A 16608-nucleotide genomic window follows, 5' to 3' on the forward strand; every position below is an offset into this window, starting at 1 on the left:
CCGGATGGCCATCCGGTCCGAGGCTCAGTCGCTTACATCGCACAAACTCTCCTCCGTGCAGATACAAGGGGCGGCGCCGGCGCCTGGCAGCTCTATTCTCCCAAGGAAGTGGTTCCTACCGCTCTTCCCTCCGAAACGGCTTCAAGAGAGCCGACGGCGCCACCGCGTTGCGCGACATGAAAGCCATGGCGACGATGGTGAAGATGAAGGGCAGCATCAGGAACGCCTCGTAGGGGATATGTCCCAAACCGCTCGCCTGCATGCGCAGTTGCAAGGCGTCGACGAAGGCGAAGAGAAGCGCCGCACCCGCCGAACGCCACGGATCCCAGCGGCCGAACACGACGAGCGCGATCGCTACCCAGCCGCGCCCCGAGACCACGCCGAAGGTGAAGGCGTTGAACTGCGCCATCGACAGGAAGGCGCCGGCGAGCCCCATCAGCGCGCCGCCGAGGATCACCGCCTGGAAGCGCGTTCCAACCACGCTGACGCCGGCGGAATCCGCCGCGCGCGGATTTTCGCCGACCATGCGCACCGACAGGCCCCATGGCGTGCGGTAGAGCACGAAGGCGGCGAGCGGGATGGCCAGGATCGCCATGTAGACCAGCGCGAACTGGTTGAACACGGCAGGCCCGAGCACTGGAATATCGGAGAGAACCGGGATCGGCAGCGTCTCGAAACCCTTGATGCTTGGCGGCACCGATTGCTGGCCGAAGATCAGCCGGTAGAGGAAATAGGCGAGGCCCGACGAGAACAGGGTGACGCCGATGCCGCAGACATGCTGGCTCAAACCGAGCGCGACCGTGAACAGCGCATGCAGCGCACTCATCAGCATGCCGGTCAGCACCGCGGCGAGCACGCCGAGCCACAGGCTGCCGCTCAGGCTGGCGGCAGTGAACCCGGTCATGGCGCAGAGCAGCATGATGCCCTCTATGCCGAGATTGAGCACGCCGGCCCGCTCGGAGAACATTTCGCCGAGCGTCGCGAAGGCGAGCGGCGTGGCGATGCGGATGATAGCCGCGAGAAAGCCGACCTGGAAAATCTGCTCGAACACCGCGCTCATGAGACTGCTCCGACGCGGCGGATGCGATAGGCGGTGAACAGCAGCGCCACCAGCATGGCAAGCAATGCCGTGCCCTGGATGACATCGCTGAGGAAGGCCGGCACGCCTGTCGCCCGCGACATCGCCTCGGCCCCGGTCATCACGGCAGCCAGGAAGATCGCCGCCGGAACCACGCCCAAAGGATTGAGCCGCGCCAGCATCGCGACCACGATGCCGGAATAGCCATAGCCCGGCGAGATGTCGCTCATCACCTGGAAGTGCACGCCGCCCACCTCGCCGACACCGGCCAGTCCCGCCAGAGCACCCGACAGCAACGCGGTCGAGAGCAGCACGCGCTCGACATGGATTCCGCCATAGCGAGCCGCTTCCGGATTCTCGCCGGTGACGCGGATCCTGAAGCCGAGCGTGGTGCGCACGATCAGGAACCAGATCAAGGGCGCCGCGACCAGCGCCACGACGACGCCGAGATGCAGCCGCGTGCCTTCGATCAGCACCGGGAAATTGGCCGAATCCTCGATCGGCGGCGAAATCGGATAGCCGCTGAAGGAATCCTTCCACGGCCCTTCGATCAGCGCCATCAGCGCATAATAGATGACCGAATTGAGCAGCAGCGAACTGACGACGTCGTCGACCTTGAATCTGACCCGCAGCGTCGCGGGGACAAGCGCCACAGCGGCCCCGGCGGCCGCACCGGCCAGCGCCATCAAGAGCATGGCGAGCGGCCCCGGCATCGGGATGGCGCCGACGAAGCAGCTTGCCACCGCGCCGGCCAGCAATTGCCCCTCGGCGCCGATGTTCCAGAATTTTGCCCGGAAGGCGACGGCCACCGCCAGCCCGGTGAAGATCATCGGCGCGGCGCGCACCAGCGTTTCGGTGATGGCATAGCTGTCGCCGAGTGACGCGGTGAACATCACGCCATAGGATTCGAGCACGCCGGCTCCGGCCAGCGCGATCAGCCCGCTGCACAAGACGAGCGTGGCCACGATGGCGAGCAGCGGCAAAGCGAGGTTGAACCAGGCCGGTGTGGAGCTACGGGCTTCCAGGCGAAACATCAGCCGTGGCCCTCCGCGCCGGTCATCAGCAGTCCGAGCCGCGCGACGGTCGCATCGGCGCTCGCAAGCGTGCCGGCGATGCGGCCCTCATACATCACCGCGATGCGATCGCAGAGCACCAGCAGCTCTTCGAGGTCCTCGCCGATGACGATGATGCCGCAGCCCTTGGCGCGCATGGCAAGGAACTTTTCATGGATGAAGCGGGCCGCCCCGATGTCGAGGCCGCGCGTCGGCTGCGAGACGATCAGGACCTTGGGATCGAAGGCCAGCTCGCGCGCCAAAAGCGCTTTCTGCAGATTGCCGCCCGACAGCGCCCCGGCGCGAACCATGGGACCGGGACATCTGATGTCGTACGCCTTGATCTGTTCCTCGGCGAAGGCGCGGATCGCGTCCGGCTTGAGCAGCCCCTTGGCGGAGAAGGCAGCCGTGCCGATGCGCGGCAGCACCATGGAATCGGCGAGCGGCAGATTGGTCACCAGTCCGGTCGTCATGCGGTCTTCCGGGATGCGGCCGAGACCGAGCGCCTGCACCTCGCGCGGCGAGAATCGCGCGACATCATGGCCGGCGATCGCCATCCGCCCGGCATTCGGCGCCCGCACACCGGAGATCACCTCGGCCAGCGCCCGCTGACCGTTGCCGGAGACACCGGCGATGCCAAGGATTTCGCCGGCGCGCACGACAAGCGACACGTCGCGCAGCGCCGTGCCGGAATGCTTCGAGGTCGAGATGCCGTCGAGCTTCAGCACCTCGGCCCCTGGCGTCGAGGGTCCGCGCGCCGGCGGCACGATCTCGTGACCGCACATCAGCTCGGCCATGGCGGCCGATGTCGTGTTGGCGGGGTCGTCGACACGGCCGGCGACGCGGCCATGCCGCAGCACCGTGCAGCGATGGGTGAGTGCCCGCACCTCGTTGAGCTTGTGCGAGATGAAGATGATGCCGAGCCCCTGCGCCGCCATCGAGCGCAGCGCCGAAAACAGTCCGTCGACCTCGCTCGGCGCCAGCACCGCGGTCGGCTCGTCGAGGATCAGCAGTTTGGCGCCGCGAAACAGCGCCTTGACGATTTCCAGCCGTTGCTGCTCGCCGACCGACAGCGCCGAAACCGGCAGGTCGGGATCGAGCGTCAGCCCGTATTGGCGGCTGATTTCGGCCAGCCGCGCCAGCCCGCCTGCACGGTCGATCCGCCCCGATCTGCCCGGAATGCCGATCAGCAGGTTCTCCAGCACGGTGAGCCGTGGCGCCAGATGAAAATGCTGGTGCACCATGCCGATTCCGGCAGCCAGCGCATCGGCGGAGCTGGTGATTCTCGCCGGCTGGCCCTGGATCAGGATCTCGCCGGCATCCGGCGCGTAGGCGCCGAACAATATGTTCATCAGCGTCGTCTTGCCGGCGCCGTTCTCGCCCAGCAGGCCGAGGATTTCGCCGGGCGCGACAATGAGCTCGACAGCCTCGTTCGCTTTGACGGCGCCGAAGCTCTTGGTGACGCCGCGCATTTCGATGAGTGGGGCGGACAAGGGTGCTCCTGAATTGCGATCCGGCTAGTCGCGGAGGGTAGCGCGAGGCCCCCTCTCTGGCCTGCCGGCCATCTCCCCCTCAAGGGGGGAGATTGATGGCACATCGGCCTTCGCCAATCTCCAGCGCTGTTAAGAAGACGCTACCCGGAAAGCCAATTGCTTGGCTTTCCGAATGACGAACGTCCGGTAGGATAGAGAGGGGGGCTTCACGCCTCCCTCAACCAGGTCTCAATCCGAAACCGGCGTGTTCTCGTCGACATCCACCCGGAAATTGCCTTCGAGAATCTCCGCCTTCTTCTTCTCGACCAGGTCCTTGACGTCGGCCGGCAGCGTCTTGTCGAACTTGTGGTAGGGCGCGAGCGACGAACCGCCTTTGGCCATGCGCGAGAAGTCGCCATAGTCCTGCGCGGTGAAGACGCCGGCCTTGACCAGTTTGATCGCCTGCTCGACCGTCGGATACATGTCCCAGACCGGCCCGGTGATGACCGTATCGGGGCCGAGGCTCGACTGGTCGGACATGTTGGAGATGGCGAGGATCTTCTTGTCCACCGCCGCTTCGATGACACCGAAACGCTCGGCATAGATGACGTCGACACCGGCGTCGATCTGGGCGACCGCCGCTTCCTTGGCCTTGGGCGGATCGAAGAAGGAGCCGATGAAAGAGACCTTCTTCTTGATGTTCGGATTGACCTCCTTGGCGCCGGCGAAGAAGGCGTTGACCAGCCGGTTCACTTCCGGAATGCCCATCGCCGCGACGGCGCCCACCGTGCCCGACTTCGACATTTTGCCGGCGATGATGCCTGAGAGGTAGGCGGGCTCGTGGATCCAGTTGTCGAAGACGCCGAAATTGGGTTCCGCCGGGCCGGCGCCCGAGCCAAACAAGAAGGCGGTCTTCGGGAACTGCTTGGCGGTGCGGCGCGACTCGCGTTCGGCCGCGAAGGCATCGCCCAGCACCAGTTGATAGCCGCCCTGCGCGTATTCACGCATGACGCGGCCGAAATCGGCGGTCTGCACCTTCTCCGACCATTTGTAATCGATGCCCAATTCCTTTTGCGCCTTCAGCAGCGCGACATGGACCTGGTTGTCCCAGGGTTCCTCGATCGGCGTGGCGAAGATCGCCGCCACCTTCAGCTTCTTGTCCTTGGCGAAGGCCGCACCCGGCAGCATCGCCGCAGCGAGACCCAGCGCGCCAAGCTCCAGGACGTTGCGCCGCGACAGCCCATCGCGTTTTATCTGGACTGGTTTCTTCCGGTTTTCCATTGCATTCCCCTCTGTTCGACAGCCGTGTCGAGCCGGCCGTTCGTGAAAATTTCAAGACGGGGAACTATGGAACGGGTGCGGACTTTTGTCCACATGGTCAAATTTGAGAGTACGGCCAATCGCTTCAGATTGGCGCCGCGCCAACCTCGGCAATTTGCAGTTTCCGCCACAAGTTTGGCAGCACGATCGCCGTTATGTCGCGATTGCTCTGCTCAAGCCCGCTCAAGCGCGATGGCGATGCCCTGGCCGACGCCGATGCACATCGTGGCGAGCGCATAGCGGCCGCCGCGCTCGCGCAGTTCCAGCGCCGCCGTGCCGGAGATGCGGGCGCCCGACATGCCCAGAGGATGGCCGAGCGCGATGGCGCCGCCATTCGGGTTGACGTGCGGTGCATCCTCGGCGATGCCGAGCTGGCGCAGCACGGCGATGCCTTGCGAGGCGAACGCCTCGTTGAGCTCGATGACGTCGAACTGTTGCGGCGTCAGGCCAAGCCGCGCGCACAGCTTCCGCGTCGCCGGGGCCGGGCCGATGCCCATGATACGCGGCGCCACGCCGGCGGCGGCCCCGCCGAGAATGCGGGCGATCGGCGTCAGGCCGTATTTCTTCACCGCCGCTTCCGAAGCGACGATCAGGGCTGCCGCGCCATCATTGACGCCCGATGCGTTGCCCGCGGTCACCGTGCCGCCCTGGCGGAACGGCGTCGGCAACTTGCCCAGCGCCTCGACCGTCGTTCCGGCGCGGGGATGCTCGTCCTTCGAGACGACGACCGGATCGCCCTTGCGCTGCGGGATCGTCACTTCAGTGATTTCCTTAGCCAGCCGGCCGTTGGCCTGCGCCGCGACCGCCTTGTCCTGGCTGCGCACCGCAAACGCATCCTGGTCGGCGCGCGACACGGCAAAATCCTCGGCCACGTTCTCGCCGGTCTCCGGCATGGATTCGACGCCATACTGCTTCTTCATCAACGGATTGACGAAGCGCCAGCCGATGGTGGTGTCGTAAATCTCGGCATTGCGCGAAAACGCCGTGTCGGCCTTGGGCATGACGAAGGGCGCCCGGCTCATCGATTCGACGCCGCCGGCGATCATCAATTCAGCCTCGCCTGATTTGATAGCGCGTGCCGCGATGGTCAGCGCATCCATGCCCGAGCCGCACAGCCGGTTGACGGTCGAGCCCGGTATCTCCTTGGGCAGGTCGGCCAACAGCAGCGCCATGCGCGCCACGTTGCGGTTGTCCTCGCCCGCCTGATTGGCGCAGCCATAGACGACGTCGTCGACCGCCTGCCAGTCGACGCCGGTATTGCGCTCGGCCAGCGCCCTGAGCGGAATGGCGGCCAGATCGTCGGCGCGCACGGAAGACAAGGAACCGCCGAAACGGCCGATCGGCGTGCGGATATAGTCGCAGATATAGGCCTCGGCCATGTCAGTCGGCTTTCCCTTTTCCGGTCCCTTCATGCGCCGCCTTGGTGCGGGCCTGAAGGTCGCGCAATGTCTGGAGTTCGAGTTCGCTTGGCGCCGGCGTTTCGTCAAGCGCCTGCGCGAACTTAACCACCCAGCCACAGCTGTCCTGCACCTGCTGACAGGTGACGCCGGGATGCAGCGAGACGACCGTGAATTCCTTGGTCACGGGGTCCGGCTTCCAGATCGCGAGATCGGTGATCAGCAAGGTCGGACCGGCGGTATCGATGCCAAGCCGCTTGCGATGATCGCCACCTTCGCCATGTCCAAAGGAGGTGAAGAAATCGATCTTCTCAACCATGCCGCGCTTCGACTGCGCCATGGTGATGTAGACTTGCTTCGACGAGGTCGCGATCTCGGGCGCGCCGCCGCCGCCCGGCAGCCTGGTCTTCGGGTGATGATAGTCGCCGATGACCGTCGTGTTGATGTTGCCGAACTTGTCTAGCTGGGCAGCACCCAGTAAGCCGATCGAGATGCGACCGCCCTGCAGCCAGTAGCGGAACATTTCCGGCACCGAGACGGTGGTCACCGCCGTTTCGCACAGTTCGCCGTCGCCGATCGACAGCGGCAGCACTTGCGGAGCGGTGCCGATCGTGCCGCTCTCGTAGATCAGCGTGATGTCGGGCGCATGCGTCAGCCGCGCCACGTTGCAGGCGGCGGACGGGGCGCCAATGCCGACGAAGCAGACATCGTCGTTCGTCAGGGCGCGGCTGGCGGCGATCGTCATCATCTCGTTTGGGGTAAAACCGAGCTCGCTCATGCCGCCTTCCTCAGATGCTCGACTCGGGCCGCGAAATCGTCGGCGCTCTTCTCGATGACGTTCGCCTGCATCCAGGCCTGGAATTTTTCTCGGTTGGCGGCGATCTCGTCCCATTCGAGATAGGCGGCATTGTCCCTGGCATAATAGCCATGCGCATAGGACGGGTGCGAACCGCCGGGCACGACGGAAATCGCCGCGATCGTCCAGCGCGGCAGCACGGTCAGGTTCGGGTGCAAGTCGTCGAACGTGTCGACCACCTCCTCGACCGTCACCATGGCGCGCCTGGCCGCCAGCACGGCCTCCTTCTGGATGCCGATGATGCCTTCGACCAGAACATTGCCTTTCCTGTCGGCCTTCTGCGCATGGATGAAACTGACATCGGGCCGAATCGAAGGCACCGCCGCCAGCACCTCGCCGGTGAACGGACAGGTGACTGATCGGATGTTCGGATTGACCTCGGCCAGCCCCGCGCCGCGATAGCCACGAAACACCGCGCAGGGCAGGCCCGCCGCGCCCGCCTCATAGGCATTGGCCATGCCGGCATGGCTGTGTTCTTCGACCTCGATCGGCCGGGGAAAACCATTCTCGATGGCATCGCGGGCGCGCCGCAACAGGCCGACGCCTGGGTTGCCGACATAGGAAAAGACGATCTTCTTCGCCATGCCCATGCCGATCATCTGGTCGTAGATCAGGTCCGGCGTCATGCGGATCAGGGTCAGGTCGCGGAAGCCCTGACGGATCGCCTCGTGGGCGGCAGCGGTCGGGATCAGATGCGTGAAGCCTTCGAAGGCGACGCTATCGCCATCGTTCAGGTTCTCCGCAACCGCCTGTTTGAGCGGCAGGAACTTGACCATCGCATCGGCTCCAGGTCCAAAAAAAGTTCGTATTGCGAACTTTTGTTTTATATGTGATACTTTCTAAGCCATGATCTGACTCCAAGTCAATCCAGGCCGAGACAGCATGGCGCGGAGGCGAAATGGACGAGGAAGCTGTGTCGCGCGACCATGTCGGTTCGCTGGAACGTGGCCTTGCCGTCATGGAAATCCTCGCCCGGCACCCCCAGGGGTTGACCCTGACCGAGATGGCCGAGAAAGCCGGCCTGACCCGCGCTGGCGCCCGCCGCTTCCTGCTGACGCTCACGGCCACCGGCTATGCGACGCAGGAAGGCCGTGTGTTTTCGCTGTCGACGCGCCTCCTGACCGTCGCCCGAACCTGGCTCGGCGGAACCTCGCTATGGAGCTTCACCGCCCCGATCATGCGCGCCGTCGCGGCGCAGCTGAACGAAGCCTGTTCGGCCGCGATCCTGTCGGGCCAGGATGTCGTCTACGTCGCCCGTATTCCCGGCCGCCGCATCCTCAGCGTGTCGCTCGATGTCGGCACGAGGTTGCCGGCCTATTGCACCTCGATGGGGCGCATGTTGCTCGCCGGCCTGACGCCTCCCGAGCTCGACACGTTTTTAAGCCAGGCGACGATCGAGAAACGGACCGCAAAGACGATCACCGACCCCAGATTGCTGGCCGGCGCCATCGCCAAAGCGAAAACGGACGGCTTCGCCATCGTCGACGAAGAGCTGGAGCTCGGGCTGCGCTCCATCGCCGTGCCGATCCATGACCGCTCGGGAAGCACGGTCGCGGCCATCAACGTCTCGACCCAGTCGGCGCGATTTACGGTGATGGAGATGGAGCGGCAAATTCTGCCGGCGCTGCTTGAAGCGAAGCAGCGGATCGAGGATTTATTCGTGGTTTGAGGGGAGCCTATCGTTTTCGACGTCAGCGGGCCTGTCCCGCCGACGTCACAAGAATTGCGTGCGTTCGTACCCCCTTCAATGCTTGATGCGATCCCGCATCGCGTACCACAGCATGCCCAGCACATAGAGCGGAGCCCGCAGCGCCGTGCCGCCGGGGAACGGCAGCGGCGTCAGCGTCGAGAACAGGTCGAGCCGCGAGGCGTCGCCGGTGATCGCCTCGGCCAAGAGCTTGCCCGACAGCGTCGACAGGATGACGCCCTTGCCGGAATAGCCATGCGCGAAATAGACCTCGCCATAGTGCCCGACATGCGGCAGCCGCGACGTCGTCACCGACACCAGCCCGCCCCAGGCGTGGTCGATGCGGCAGCCCTTGAGCTGCGGGAACGTGCCTTCCATATGCGGCCGCACGAAGCCGGCGATGTCGGCCGGCGGCGTCGGCGTGTAACGTTCGCCGCCGCCGAACAGCAGGCGTCCATCCGCCGACATGCGGTAGTAGTTGACGACGAAGCGCGTGTCGGACACCGCGACATTGGCCGGGATGACATTGCGCGCCCCCTCCAGCGGCTCGGTGGCGACGATGTAGTTGCCGACCGGCATGATGCGGCTGTTGACGCGTGGCTCCAGCCCATGCAGCAGCGCGTCGCCCGCCAGCACGACGTGCCTGGCCCGCACCGAACCCTTGGCCGTCGAAACCCGGATCGACGGCTCGCGCTCCAGCTTCACCGCCACCGAGTTCTCGTGGATGACGACACCGGCGGCGACCGCCGCGCGGGAAAGGCCGAGCGTGTAGTTCAAGGGATGCATGTGGCCGCCGAGCGGCTCATACATGGCACCGTGATAGGGCGTGTCGACCTTGGCCCGCGCATCCGCCGCCGACAGAATCTCGACCTCGCGGAATTTCATCACGCTCTCGAGGCATTTGGCCTCTTCCTCGAGATCCCTGAGGTCGGAGCCATTGACCGCGCCGACCAGATGGCCGGTGAGCCTCACATCGCAATCGATGGCGTGGCGCTCGATAATGTCGAGCACCAGGCCGCGTGCCTCGAAGGCAAGGTCGAACAGCACCTTGGCACGCTCGGGCCCATAGAGCTTGACCAGGCCCTTGGCGCCCTTGCGCAGGCCTGGAATCATCTGGCCGCCATTGCGGCCCGACGCGCCCCAGCCGATCTTGCCGCCTTCGAGCAGCACCACCTTCAGACCGCGCTCGGCGGCGTGAAGAGCGGCCGACAGGCCGGTGCAGCCGCCACCGACCACCACCAGATCGGCGTCGACATCGCCGGCGAGCGCCGGATGGTCCGGCGCCGGATTGGCGGTGGCGACATAGTAGGATTTGCCGATATCGAGACCGGAATTGAAACCCGTTGAAGATGCCATGATTACACCTTCAGCAAGAGGTGATCGCGTTCCCAGCTCGTCACCACGCTCTGGAACAGGTCGAGTTCGACGCTCTTGACGCGCAGATAGGTCTGGAAGAAGTCCTCGCCCAACAGCTCTCGTACCGGGGCACACGCCTCGAAACGGTCCAGCGCCTCCTCCATGGTTTTCGGCAGCGTGCTCCTGATCTTGTAGGCATTGCCCGACGCCTCGGCGGAGCGCGAAAGCTTCTGCTCGACACCGAGATAGCCGGCAAGCAGCGACCCGGCGATCGCCAGATAGGGATTGGAATCCGCACCGGGAAGCCGGTTCTCCACCCGCCGCGCCATGCGCCCGCCGGCCGGCACGCGCAGGCCGCAGGAGCGGTTATCGTGCGACCATTCGATGTTGGCCGGGGCGCTGTGGTTCGGCCGGATGCGGCGGTAGGAATTCACGTTCGGGGCGAACAGCGGCATGATCTCCGGCACGTATTTCTGCAAGCCGCCGATGAAATGGCCGAACATCTCGGTGTCGGCATCGTCGGCGCTGGCAAACAGCGCGTTGCCGGCCTCGTCGACGATGGACATGTGCAGATGCATCGAGCTGCCGGCCTGGGCCGCGATCGGCTTGGCCATGAAGGTCGCATGCATGCCGCATTGCTGCGCGGCCTGGCGCGTAAAGCGCTTGAACAGCAGCACCTGGTCGGCGAGCGGCAAGGCATCGCCATGCAGGAGGTTGATTTCGAGCTGCCCCGGTCCCGATTCATGGATCAGCGTGTCGAGCGGCAGTTTGGCGGCGGCGGCATAATCATAGATGCGCCGGATCACCGGCTCGAACTCCTCGAGCGCGGCCATATCGTAGGGATGCTGGACACCTTCCGCACGGCCGTTTGCGCCGACCGGCGCGGTCAGCGGCTTGTCCGGATCGGGATTGTGCGCGGTCAGATAGAATTCGAGCTCCGGCGCCACCACCGCGCGCCAGCCGCGCCGGCGGTAGAGGTCGAGCACGGCGCGCAGCACATGGCGCGGCGAGGCCATCCAAGGCCTGCCGTCCATGTGGAAGGCATCGGCGAAAACATACGCCCTGCCCGCACCGCCGCCCGGCGCCAGGCAGAGCGTCGAGACATCGGGCACCATGCGAGTGTCGGGGTCGGAATAGGCAAAACCCTCGTCGATGGAGCCGGAATAGCGGCCGTCGATGCTGACCAGGAAGGCGCTGCTCGGCAGATAAAGCGCGCGGTCTTCCAGCGCCTTGAGGAATTTCGCGGTCGGCAGCGCCTTGCCGCGCAACACGCCGTTCATGTCTGGCACCAGGCATTCGACCTCGTTGATGCCGTGCCGCGCCAGCCAGGCCTTCGGGTCGTTGCCGTTGATGGAAGTCGCGGTATTCGTGTTTTTGTCAGGCATTTCGTTCAAGTCCGTATCAGAGAGAGTATGGCTTGCGCGGCCACGTCCGTTCCCGGTTTCAGCGCCATCTGGGCTGCATTGTCCTTGAGGCGGGCGCGCATGGCGTCATCGGCCAGCAGGCCGACAATGGCTCTCTCCAGTACTCCTTCGGTCCAGCCGTCACGGCCGATATGATCGCCGGTGCCGGTCTCTTCGGCGCGGCGCGCATTGTCGTGCCCGTCCCAGCAATAGGGCATGATCAGCGACGGCACGCCGAACCGCAGCGCCTCGCAATAACTGTTGTTGCCGCCATGGTGGATGAACAGGTCGGACTTCGCCACCACTGAGGGCTGCGGAAACCAGGCATCGAGATAGACGTTGTCCGGCACCGCGCGGTAGGCATCCCGCAGCCCGCCGACATTGACGATGAAGCGCGCCGGCAGCCTGTCGAACACGGCAAGCATTCGCTCGATCAGGCCGACATCCATGGCGCCAAGACTGCCGAAACTGACATAGACGAGCGGCCCGCCATTGCGCGGGAACACCGGCACCTCGAACGGCCCTTCCGAGCGCACACAGCCTTCGAGATAGACAAAGCGACCGGGATCGAGCGGCGCGGCGCGCTCGCGCTTCACGATCGACGGCGTCAGGAGCAGATTGAGGTCGGGCGAGGCTTCGAGGAACTGGCCCTTGGGCAGCGGCGCCAGGCCGCAATCGGCGCGGAACCGGTTGAAGCGGTCATGCGCCGGCGCCGAAGCTGAGAGATAGCGCACCTCGAACGCTGCCCGTTGCGGATCGTCAGCGCCCATGCCGGAGAGATAGGGCGGTACCGCGGCATCCGGCAGCTCGGTCTCGGCGCAGGAGACGACGCGCACCCACGGGCAGCCGGCGGCCGATATCGCCGGAAACATGACGACATTGTCGAGCACCACGGCATCGGGCTTCAGCCGCGCCAGCAACTGCCGCAGCGGCGCCTCGGCATTGACCGCCGTGTCGACGATCGCCTCCCAGGTCGGCGCGACATAGGTTTCGAGCTGGTCGATCGGGCTCAGCCGGAAATGCGGCAGATGCCGCCGAACGAAGGCCTGCCAATAGCTCTGGCGCTCGCTGTCGCTCAGCGGCTCGTCGGTCGGCAGCTGGTATTCTTGGAAGCCATATTCGGCAAAGACGCCGGAAAAGCCGGCATGGCAGATGAAGACCGGCCTGGCGCCCCGGGCGCGCAAAGCCTGCGCGATGCCGACGCAATTCAACGCCGCCCCGAAACTGGCTTCGGGAAACAGCGCGATGGTCGGGCTCGCTCGGCGCGTCAATTAATCCTCTTCATTCCGGCCGGCTGATCATGCCGAACAGCGCGGGAGCGCCACGGCTGGCCGCTTGCGGCCGCTGGCTGCGCGACAGCCGCAGATGGATGCGCAGCAAGTCGGCAGCAACCTCATACTGCCGGCTTTCGAGATGGTCGAGTATGTTCAGATGTTCCAGCAGCGATTGCTTGAGCCTGTATACATTGACCCCGGCATAGATCCCCGGCAGGCGGCGCAGCCGCAGATGATCCGCCAGCGCATCGGCGACGAAGCGGTTCGCGCTGCCCTCGGCGATCATGCCGTGGAAATCGATGTCGAGCCGCTGGAACTCGCGCGTGTCGAAGGCGGCATCGGGCAGCGCCGACAGCGCCTCCATGCCCTGTCGCAGCGCGGCGGCCCGCGCACCGTCCAGCCGGAAGCCCGGCGCCAGGATCGCCGCCGGCTCCAGCAACAGCCGGAACTCGTAGCTTTCGCCCTGCGCTTCGGGATCGTCGGGCGCGCGCCGGAACAGCCAGGACTGGCCAGGTGCGCGATCGAGCAAATTTTCTTCAGTTAGTCTGTTCAGCGATTTTAGTACCGTCTTGCGCTCGGCATTGTACCGCCGCATCAATCCGGCGACGGTCACTGTCTGGTCCAGGCGCCGCGCCGACCGGTCGCGCAGGATCATCTCGGCAAGCTCATTCTCCTCGGCTGCGGGCAGTTCGGCCGATATTGCCGGCTGCGCGGCGAGGTCGACGGCCATGACATAACCGGTCTCGGCCTCCCAGCGCACGACGCCTTGCTCCGCCAGCAGGCTGAGCGCCGCCCTTACCGGCGTGCGCGACACATTGCACAGCGAGGCGATTTGCTGCTCGGGCAGGCGCGCACCGGGCGCGAAGCCGCGTTGCCGCGCCACGTCGAGGATGCGCTGCGCCAGGTCGAGATGGTTGGTGCGAGGTCGTCGGGCTGCGGCTTGCATATGTGGTCTCGTGGTCGAAATTGCCGGCATGGTTTGACCGATCGCCCTAAGGGACGCAATCGGCCAGATTCCGCAGCCGGTTGGCAATTTATGGATTGACGTACTTTTTTCTGCAATAGTACTGTCAATGCAATCGGCAATAAAAAGACCGAGGGAACAGGACCGACGCTGCGGCCACTGTCGCGCGGGGTCCGCCAATGAATTCGACGATCAACCGGAATGGGAGACTGCCATGACCGCTAACAGCCTGCGGCGCCGTGCGCCCAGAATATCTTCGCTCGCTCTCGGCCTTGCCATGGTGCTGTCGGCGCCGGCCTACGCCGCCGACCTCGTCATCTCCAACTGGGACGGCTATATGGCGCCCGACGCCATGGCCTCGTTCAAGAACCGCGCACGCTGCTTGCCATCGATGGCGTGTCGAAGAATTTCGGCCGCGTCACTGCCGTCGACGGCATCTCGCTCGACATCAGGGAAAACGAATTCTTCGCCCTGCTCGGACCTTCCGGCTGCGGCAAGACCACGCTCTTGCGCATGCTTGCCGGCTTCGAGACGCCGACCGACGGACGCATCCTGCTCGACGGCAAGGACATCGCCAGGACGCCCCCAAACAAGCGGCCGGTCAATCTGATGTTCCAGTCCTACGCGCTGTTCCCGCATATGAGCGTGCGCGCCAACGTCTCCTACGGTCTGGAGATGGAGCGTCTGCCCGCGGCTGAAATCAGGTCGCGCGTCGACGCCATCCTGGCGACGACCGAACTCGTGCCCTTCGCCGACCGCAAGCCGGAGCAACTGTCGGGCGGCCAGAAGCAGCGCGTCGCGCTCGCCCGTGCGCTGGTCAAGCGCCCCCGCCTGCTGCTGCTCGACGAGCCTCTCGGCGCGCTCGACAAGAAACTGCGCGGCGCCATGCAGCTCGAACTGAAGCGGCTGCAGCACGAGGTCGGCATCACCTTCGTTATCGTCACCCATGACCAGGAAGAATCCCTCGTCATGGCCGACCGAATGGCGGTGCTGAAAGACGGCAGGCTCTTGCAGTGCGAAACGCCGCACGCGATCTACGAGCATCCCGCCGACCGTTTCGTCGCCGACTTCATCGGCGTGATGAATTTTGTGCCCGGCAAGGTATCCGCCGATGGCGTGGCGGCGACGAACGGCACGCGCATCGCCGGCAAGGTTCCGTCAGCGCTGTCCCCAGGTGCCGCAGCTGTCGCCTCGGTGCGGCCCGAGCGCATCAGGCTGTTCCCATCGGCGGAGACCGCCAACCGCACCACCGGAACGGTTCAAGCGCTGGCCTATCAGGGCCTCGACCTGCAACTGCATATCCGCACGCCGCTGTCGCCGAAGCCATTCCTGGTGCGCGTCACCGCGGATGCCGCCGACCGCCGGCCGGTCTCGTCCGGCGACCAGGTCGAACTCGGCTGGGACGCCGCCGACGTCAGAATTTTCAAGGAATGATTGGAGGAGAAGCCCTGATGGCGCAAAAGACGATCGCGTTTTTCCCGGAAGCCGCCTACGGCCCGGCGCTCAATTCCGTCGGTATCGCGCAGGCCGTCGAGGCGCGCGGCCACAAGGCGGTGTTCCTGTCCGACCCCGGCTTCGTCGAGGTCTACAGAGGCTACGGCTTCGAGGCGCATCCTGTGAACCTCTCCGAACCGATGCCGCCCGAGCAGATGGCCAAGTTCTGGGAGGACTTCATCAACGGCCATATCCCGAACTTCCGCAAATCGCCCTACGATCAGGTCGACAATTACGTCAAGGATTGCTGGACGGCGATCGTCGACAGCGCCAAATGGGCGCAGAAGGACCTGCCGCGCGTGCTCGCGGCGATCAAGCCGGACGTGATCTGCGTCGATAACGTCATCCTGTTCCCGGCGATCAAGCAGTTCGGCAAGCCCTGGGTGCGCGTCATCTCCTGCTCGGAAAACGAGATCGAGGACGAGGATATCCCGCCCCATCTCTCCGGTTGCGGCGAGAACGACCATGCCGGCCACCAGCGCTACCGCGATCATTTCAACGCCGTCATCAAGCCGATCCACGACGACTTCAACGCCTTCCTGAAGGCCAATCACGAGGCGCCCTATCCGATCGGCCAGTTCTTCGAGGCTTCGCCCTACCTGAACCTCTTGCTTTATCCGGAAGCGGCAAAATTCAAGCGCCGCCATCCGCTCGATCCGGCAAAATTCCAGTATCTCGAAGGCTGCGTGCGGCAGGAAAAGCCGTATACCGTGCCGAGCTTTACCAAAAACAATGACGGCCCGCTGCTCTATGTCTCCTTCGGCAGCCTCGGCGCCGGCGACGTCGATCTTTTGAAGCGCATCATCGCCACGCTCGGCAAGACGCGCTACCGCGCGCTGGTCAATGTCGGCGGCTACAAGGACCAATACACCGACGTGCCCGGTAACGTCATCGTCGATAGCTGGTTCCCGCAGCCTTCGGTCATCCCGCAGGTCGACGCCGTCATCCATCATGGTGGCAACAACTCGTTCACCGAGTGCCTCTATTTCGGCAAACCGGCCATCATCATGCCCTATGTCTGGGACGGCCACGACAACGCCACCCGGGTCGAGGAAACCGGCCACGGTTTCGGCATGCCGCGCTACGACTGGAGCGATGCGGAGCTGGTCGCGAAGATCGAAACCTGTCTGACCGATCCGTCCATGAAGGCCAAGCTGGCCGCCACCTCCGCAAGCATGCGGGCGCAGAACGGACCGGAAAAAGCCGCAGGGTTGCTGGAGGCGCTGCTGTGAGACCGATTGAAATGTCGAGCCCG

At 64.9% G+C, this 16608-nt stretch carries 14 protein-coding genes; 3 read left to right on the top strand and 11 right to left on the bottom strand.

Annotation, left to right across the window (positions count from 1 at the left end):
* Window positions 1-115: 115 nt before the first annotated feature.
* The 7 genes from FJ967_RS26155 to FJ967_RS26190 form a co-directional block, all read right to left on the bottom strand.
* Entirely contained in the window at window positions 116-1060 is a 945-nt protein-coding gene (locus FJ967_RS26155) for an ABC transporter permease (protein WP_140735210.1), read from the bottom strand.
* Entirely contained in the window at window positions 1057-2112 is a 1056-nt protein-coding gene (locus tag FJ967_RS26160) for an ABC transporter permease (protein WP_140735211.1), read from the bottom strand. The genes FJ967_RS26155 and FJ967_RS26160 overlap by 4 nt, the downstream gene beginning before the upstream one ends.
* On the bottom strand, window positions 2112-3623 hold the full coding sequence (locus FJ967_RS26165; RefSeq protein WP_140735212.1) for an ABC transporter ATP-binding protein: 1512 nt from the start codon (window positions 3621-3623) through the stop codon (window positions 2112-2114). Before FJ967_RS26165 ends, FJ967_RS26160 begins: the two co-directional genes overlap by 1 nt.
* A 228-nt stretch (window positions 3624-3851) precedes the next feature.
* A complete protein-coding gene (locus FJ967_RS26175; RefSeq protein ID WP_140735213.1) occupies window positions 3852-4883 on the bottom strand; it encodes a BMP family protein in 1032 nt (343 codons plus the stop codon).
* A gap of 212 nt (window positions 4884-5095) precedes the next feature.
* The gene (gene pcaF, locus FJ967_RS26180; RefSeq protein ID WP_140735214.1) at window positions 5096-6301 is read right to left on the bottom strand and encodes a 3-oxoadipyl-CoA thiolase; all 1206 of its coding nucleotides are present in this window, start codon (window positions 6299-6301) and stop codon (window positions 5096-5098) included.
* A gap of 1 nt (window position 6302) precedes the next feature.
* Window positions 6303-7097: a CoA-transferase subunit beta gene (locus FJ967_RS26185; protein WP_140735215.1), complete on the bottom strand. Its 795-nt coding sequence runs from the start codon at window positions 7095-7097 to the stop codon at window positions 6303-6305.
* Window positions 7094-7951: a CoA transferase subunit A gene (locus FJ967_RS26190; protein WP_140735216.1), complete on the bottom strand. Its 858-nt coding sequence runs from the start codon at window positions 7949-7951 to the stop codon at window positions 7094-7096. Before FJ967_RS26190 ends, FJ967_RS26185 begins: the two co-directional genes overlap by 4 nt.
* A gap of 122 nt (window positions 7952-8073) precedes the next feature.
* Between FJ967_RS26190 and FJ967_RS26195 the strand changes: the two genes are divergently transcribed.
* Window positions 8074-8844, top strand: a complete 771-nt coding sequence (locus FJ967_RS26195; protein WP_140735217.1) for an IclR family transcriptional regulator C-terminal domain-containing protein — start codon at window positions 8074-8076, stop codon at window positions 8842-8844.
* Between the two features lie 75 nt (window positions 8845-8919).
* Here FJ967_RS26195 and FJ967_RS26200 read toward each other — a convergent pair whose 3' ends face one another.
* Genes FJ967_RS26200 through FJ967_RS26215 form a run of 4 tightly spaced genes read right to left on the bottom strand, consistent with a single transcriptional unit; the run spans window position 8920 to window position 13841 of the window.
* Window positions 8920-10218 carry an FAD-binding oxidoreductase gene (locus tag FJ967_RS26200; RefSeq protein ID WP_181176147.1) on the bottom strand — a complete coding sequence of 433 codons (1299 nt, stop codon included), beginning with the start codon at window positions 10216-10218 and terminating at the stop codon, window positions 8920-8922.
* Window positions 10219-10220: 2 nt separating this feature from the next.
* Window positions 10221-11603 (bottom strand): glutamine synthetase family protein, encoded by a 1383-nt coding sequence (locus tag FJ967_RS26205; RefSeq protein WP_140735218.1) that lies wholly within the window; start codon window positions 11601-11603, stop codon window positions 10221-10223.
* Window positions 11604-11608: 5 nt separating this feature from the next.
* Window positions 11609-12892, bottom strand: coding sequence for a glycosyltransferase (locus tag FJ967_RS26210; RefSeq protein WP_140735219.1), 1284 nt, complete (start codon window positions 12890-12892; stop codon window positions 11609-11611).
* Window positions 12893-12902: 10 nt separating this feature from the next.
* Window positions 12903-13841, bottom strand: coding sequence for a GntR family transcriptional regulator (locus tag FJ967_RS26215; RefSeq protein WP_140735220.1), 939 nt, complete (start codon window positions 13839-13841; stop codon window positions 12903-12905).
* A gap of 414 nt (window positions 13842-14255) precedes the next feature.
* On the opposite strand from FJ967_RS26215, the gene FJ967_RS26225 reads away from it, so the two are divergent.
* Together FJ967_RS26225 and FJ967_RS26230 are read left to right on the top strand one after the other, a co-directional pair.
* Window positions 14256-15293: an ABC transporter ATP-binding protein gene (locus FJ967_RS26225; RefSeq protein ID WP_246675391.1), complete on the top strand. Its 1038-nt coding sequence runs from the start codon at window positions 14256-14258 to the stop codon at window positions 15291-15293.
* Window positions 15294-15310: 17 nt separating this feature from the next.
* The gene (locus FJ967_RS26230; protein WP_140735222.1) at window positions 15311-16585 is read left to right on the top strand and encodes a glycosyltransferase; all 1275 of its coding nucleotides are present in this window, start codon (window positions 15311-15313) and stop codon (window positions 16583-16585) included.
* The last annotated feature ends 23 nt before the right edge of the window (window positions 16586-16608 follow it).

It is taken from the genome of Mesorhizobium sp. B2-3-4 (assembly GCF_006442315.1).
Taxonomy (GTDB): domain Bacteria; phylum Pseudomonadota; class Alphaproteobacteria; order Rhizobiales; family Rhizobiaceae; genus Mesorhizobium.

Excerpts from the sequence above, each read along its gene's own strand:
- FJ967_RS26155 (WP_140735210.1), bottom strand. The coding sequence starts at position 1,060 with ATGAGCGCGGTGTTCGAGCAGATTTTCCAGGTCGGCTTTCTCGCGGCT.
- FJ967_RS26160 (WP_140735211.1), bottom strand. The coding sequence starts at position 2,112 with ATGTTTCGCCTGGAAGCCCGTAGCTCCACACCGGCCTGGTTCAACCTC.
- FJ967_RS26175 (WP_140735213.1), bottom strand. The coding sequence starts at position 4,883 with ATGGAAAACCGGAAGAAACCAGTCCAGATAAAACGCGATGGGCTGTCG.
- pcaF (WP_140735214.1), bottom strand. The coding sequence starts at position 6,301 with ATGGCCGAGGCCTATATCTGCGACTATATCCGCACGCCGATCGGCCGT.
- FJ967_RS26185 (WP_140735215.1), bottom strand. The coding sequence starts at position 7,097 with ATGAGCGAGCTCGGTTTTACCCCAAACGAGATGATGACGATCGCCGCC.
- FJ967_RS26190 (WP_140735216.1), bottom strand. The coding sequence starts at position 7,951 with ATGGTCAAGTTCCTGCCGCTCAAACAGGCGGTTGCGGAGAACCTGAAC.
- FJ967_RS26195 (WP_140735217.1), top strand. The coding sequence starts at position 8,074 with ATGGACGAGGAAGCTGTGTCGCGCGACCATGTCGGTTCGCTGGAACGT.
- FJ967_RS26200 (WP_181176147.1), bottom strand. The coding sequence starts at position 10,218 with ATGGCATCTTCAACGGGTTTCAATTCCGGTCTCGATATCGGCAAATCC.
- FJ967_RS26205 (WP_140735218.1), bottom strand. The coding sequence starts at position 11,603 with ATGCCTGACAAAAACACGAATACCGCGACTTCCATCAACGGCAACGAC.
- FJ967_RS26215 (WP_140735220.1), bottom strand. The coding sequence starts at position 13,841 with ATGCAAGCCGCAGCCCGACGACCTCGCACCAACCATCTCGACCTGGCG.
- FJ967_RS26230 (WP_140735222.1), top strand. The coding sequence starts at position 15,311 with ATGGCGCAAAAGACGATCGCGTTTTTCCCGGAAGCCGCCTACGGCCCG.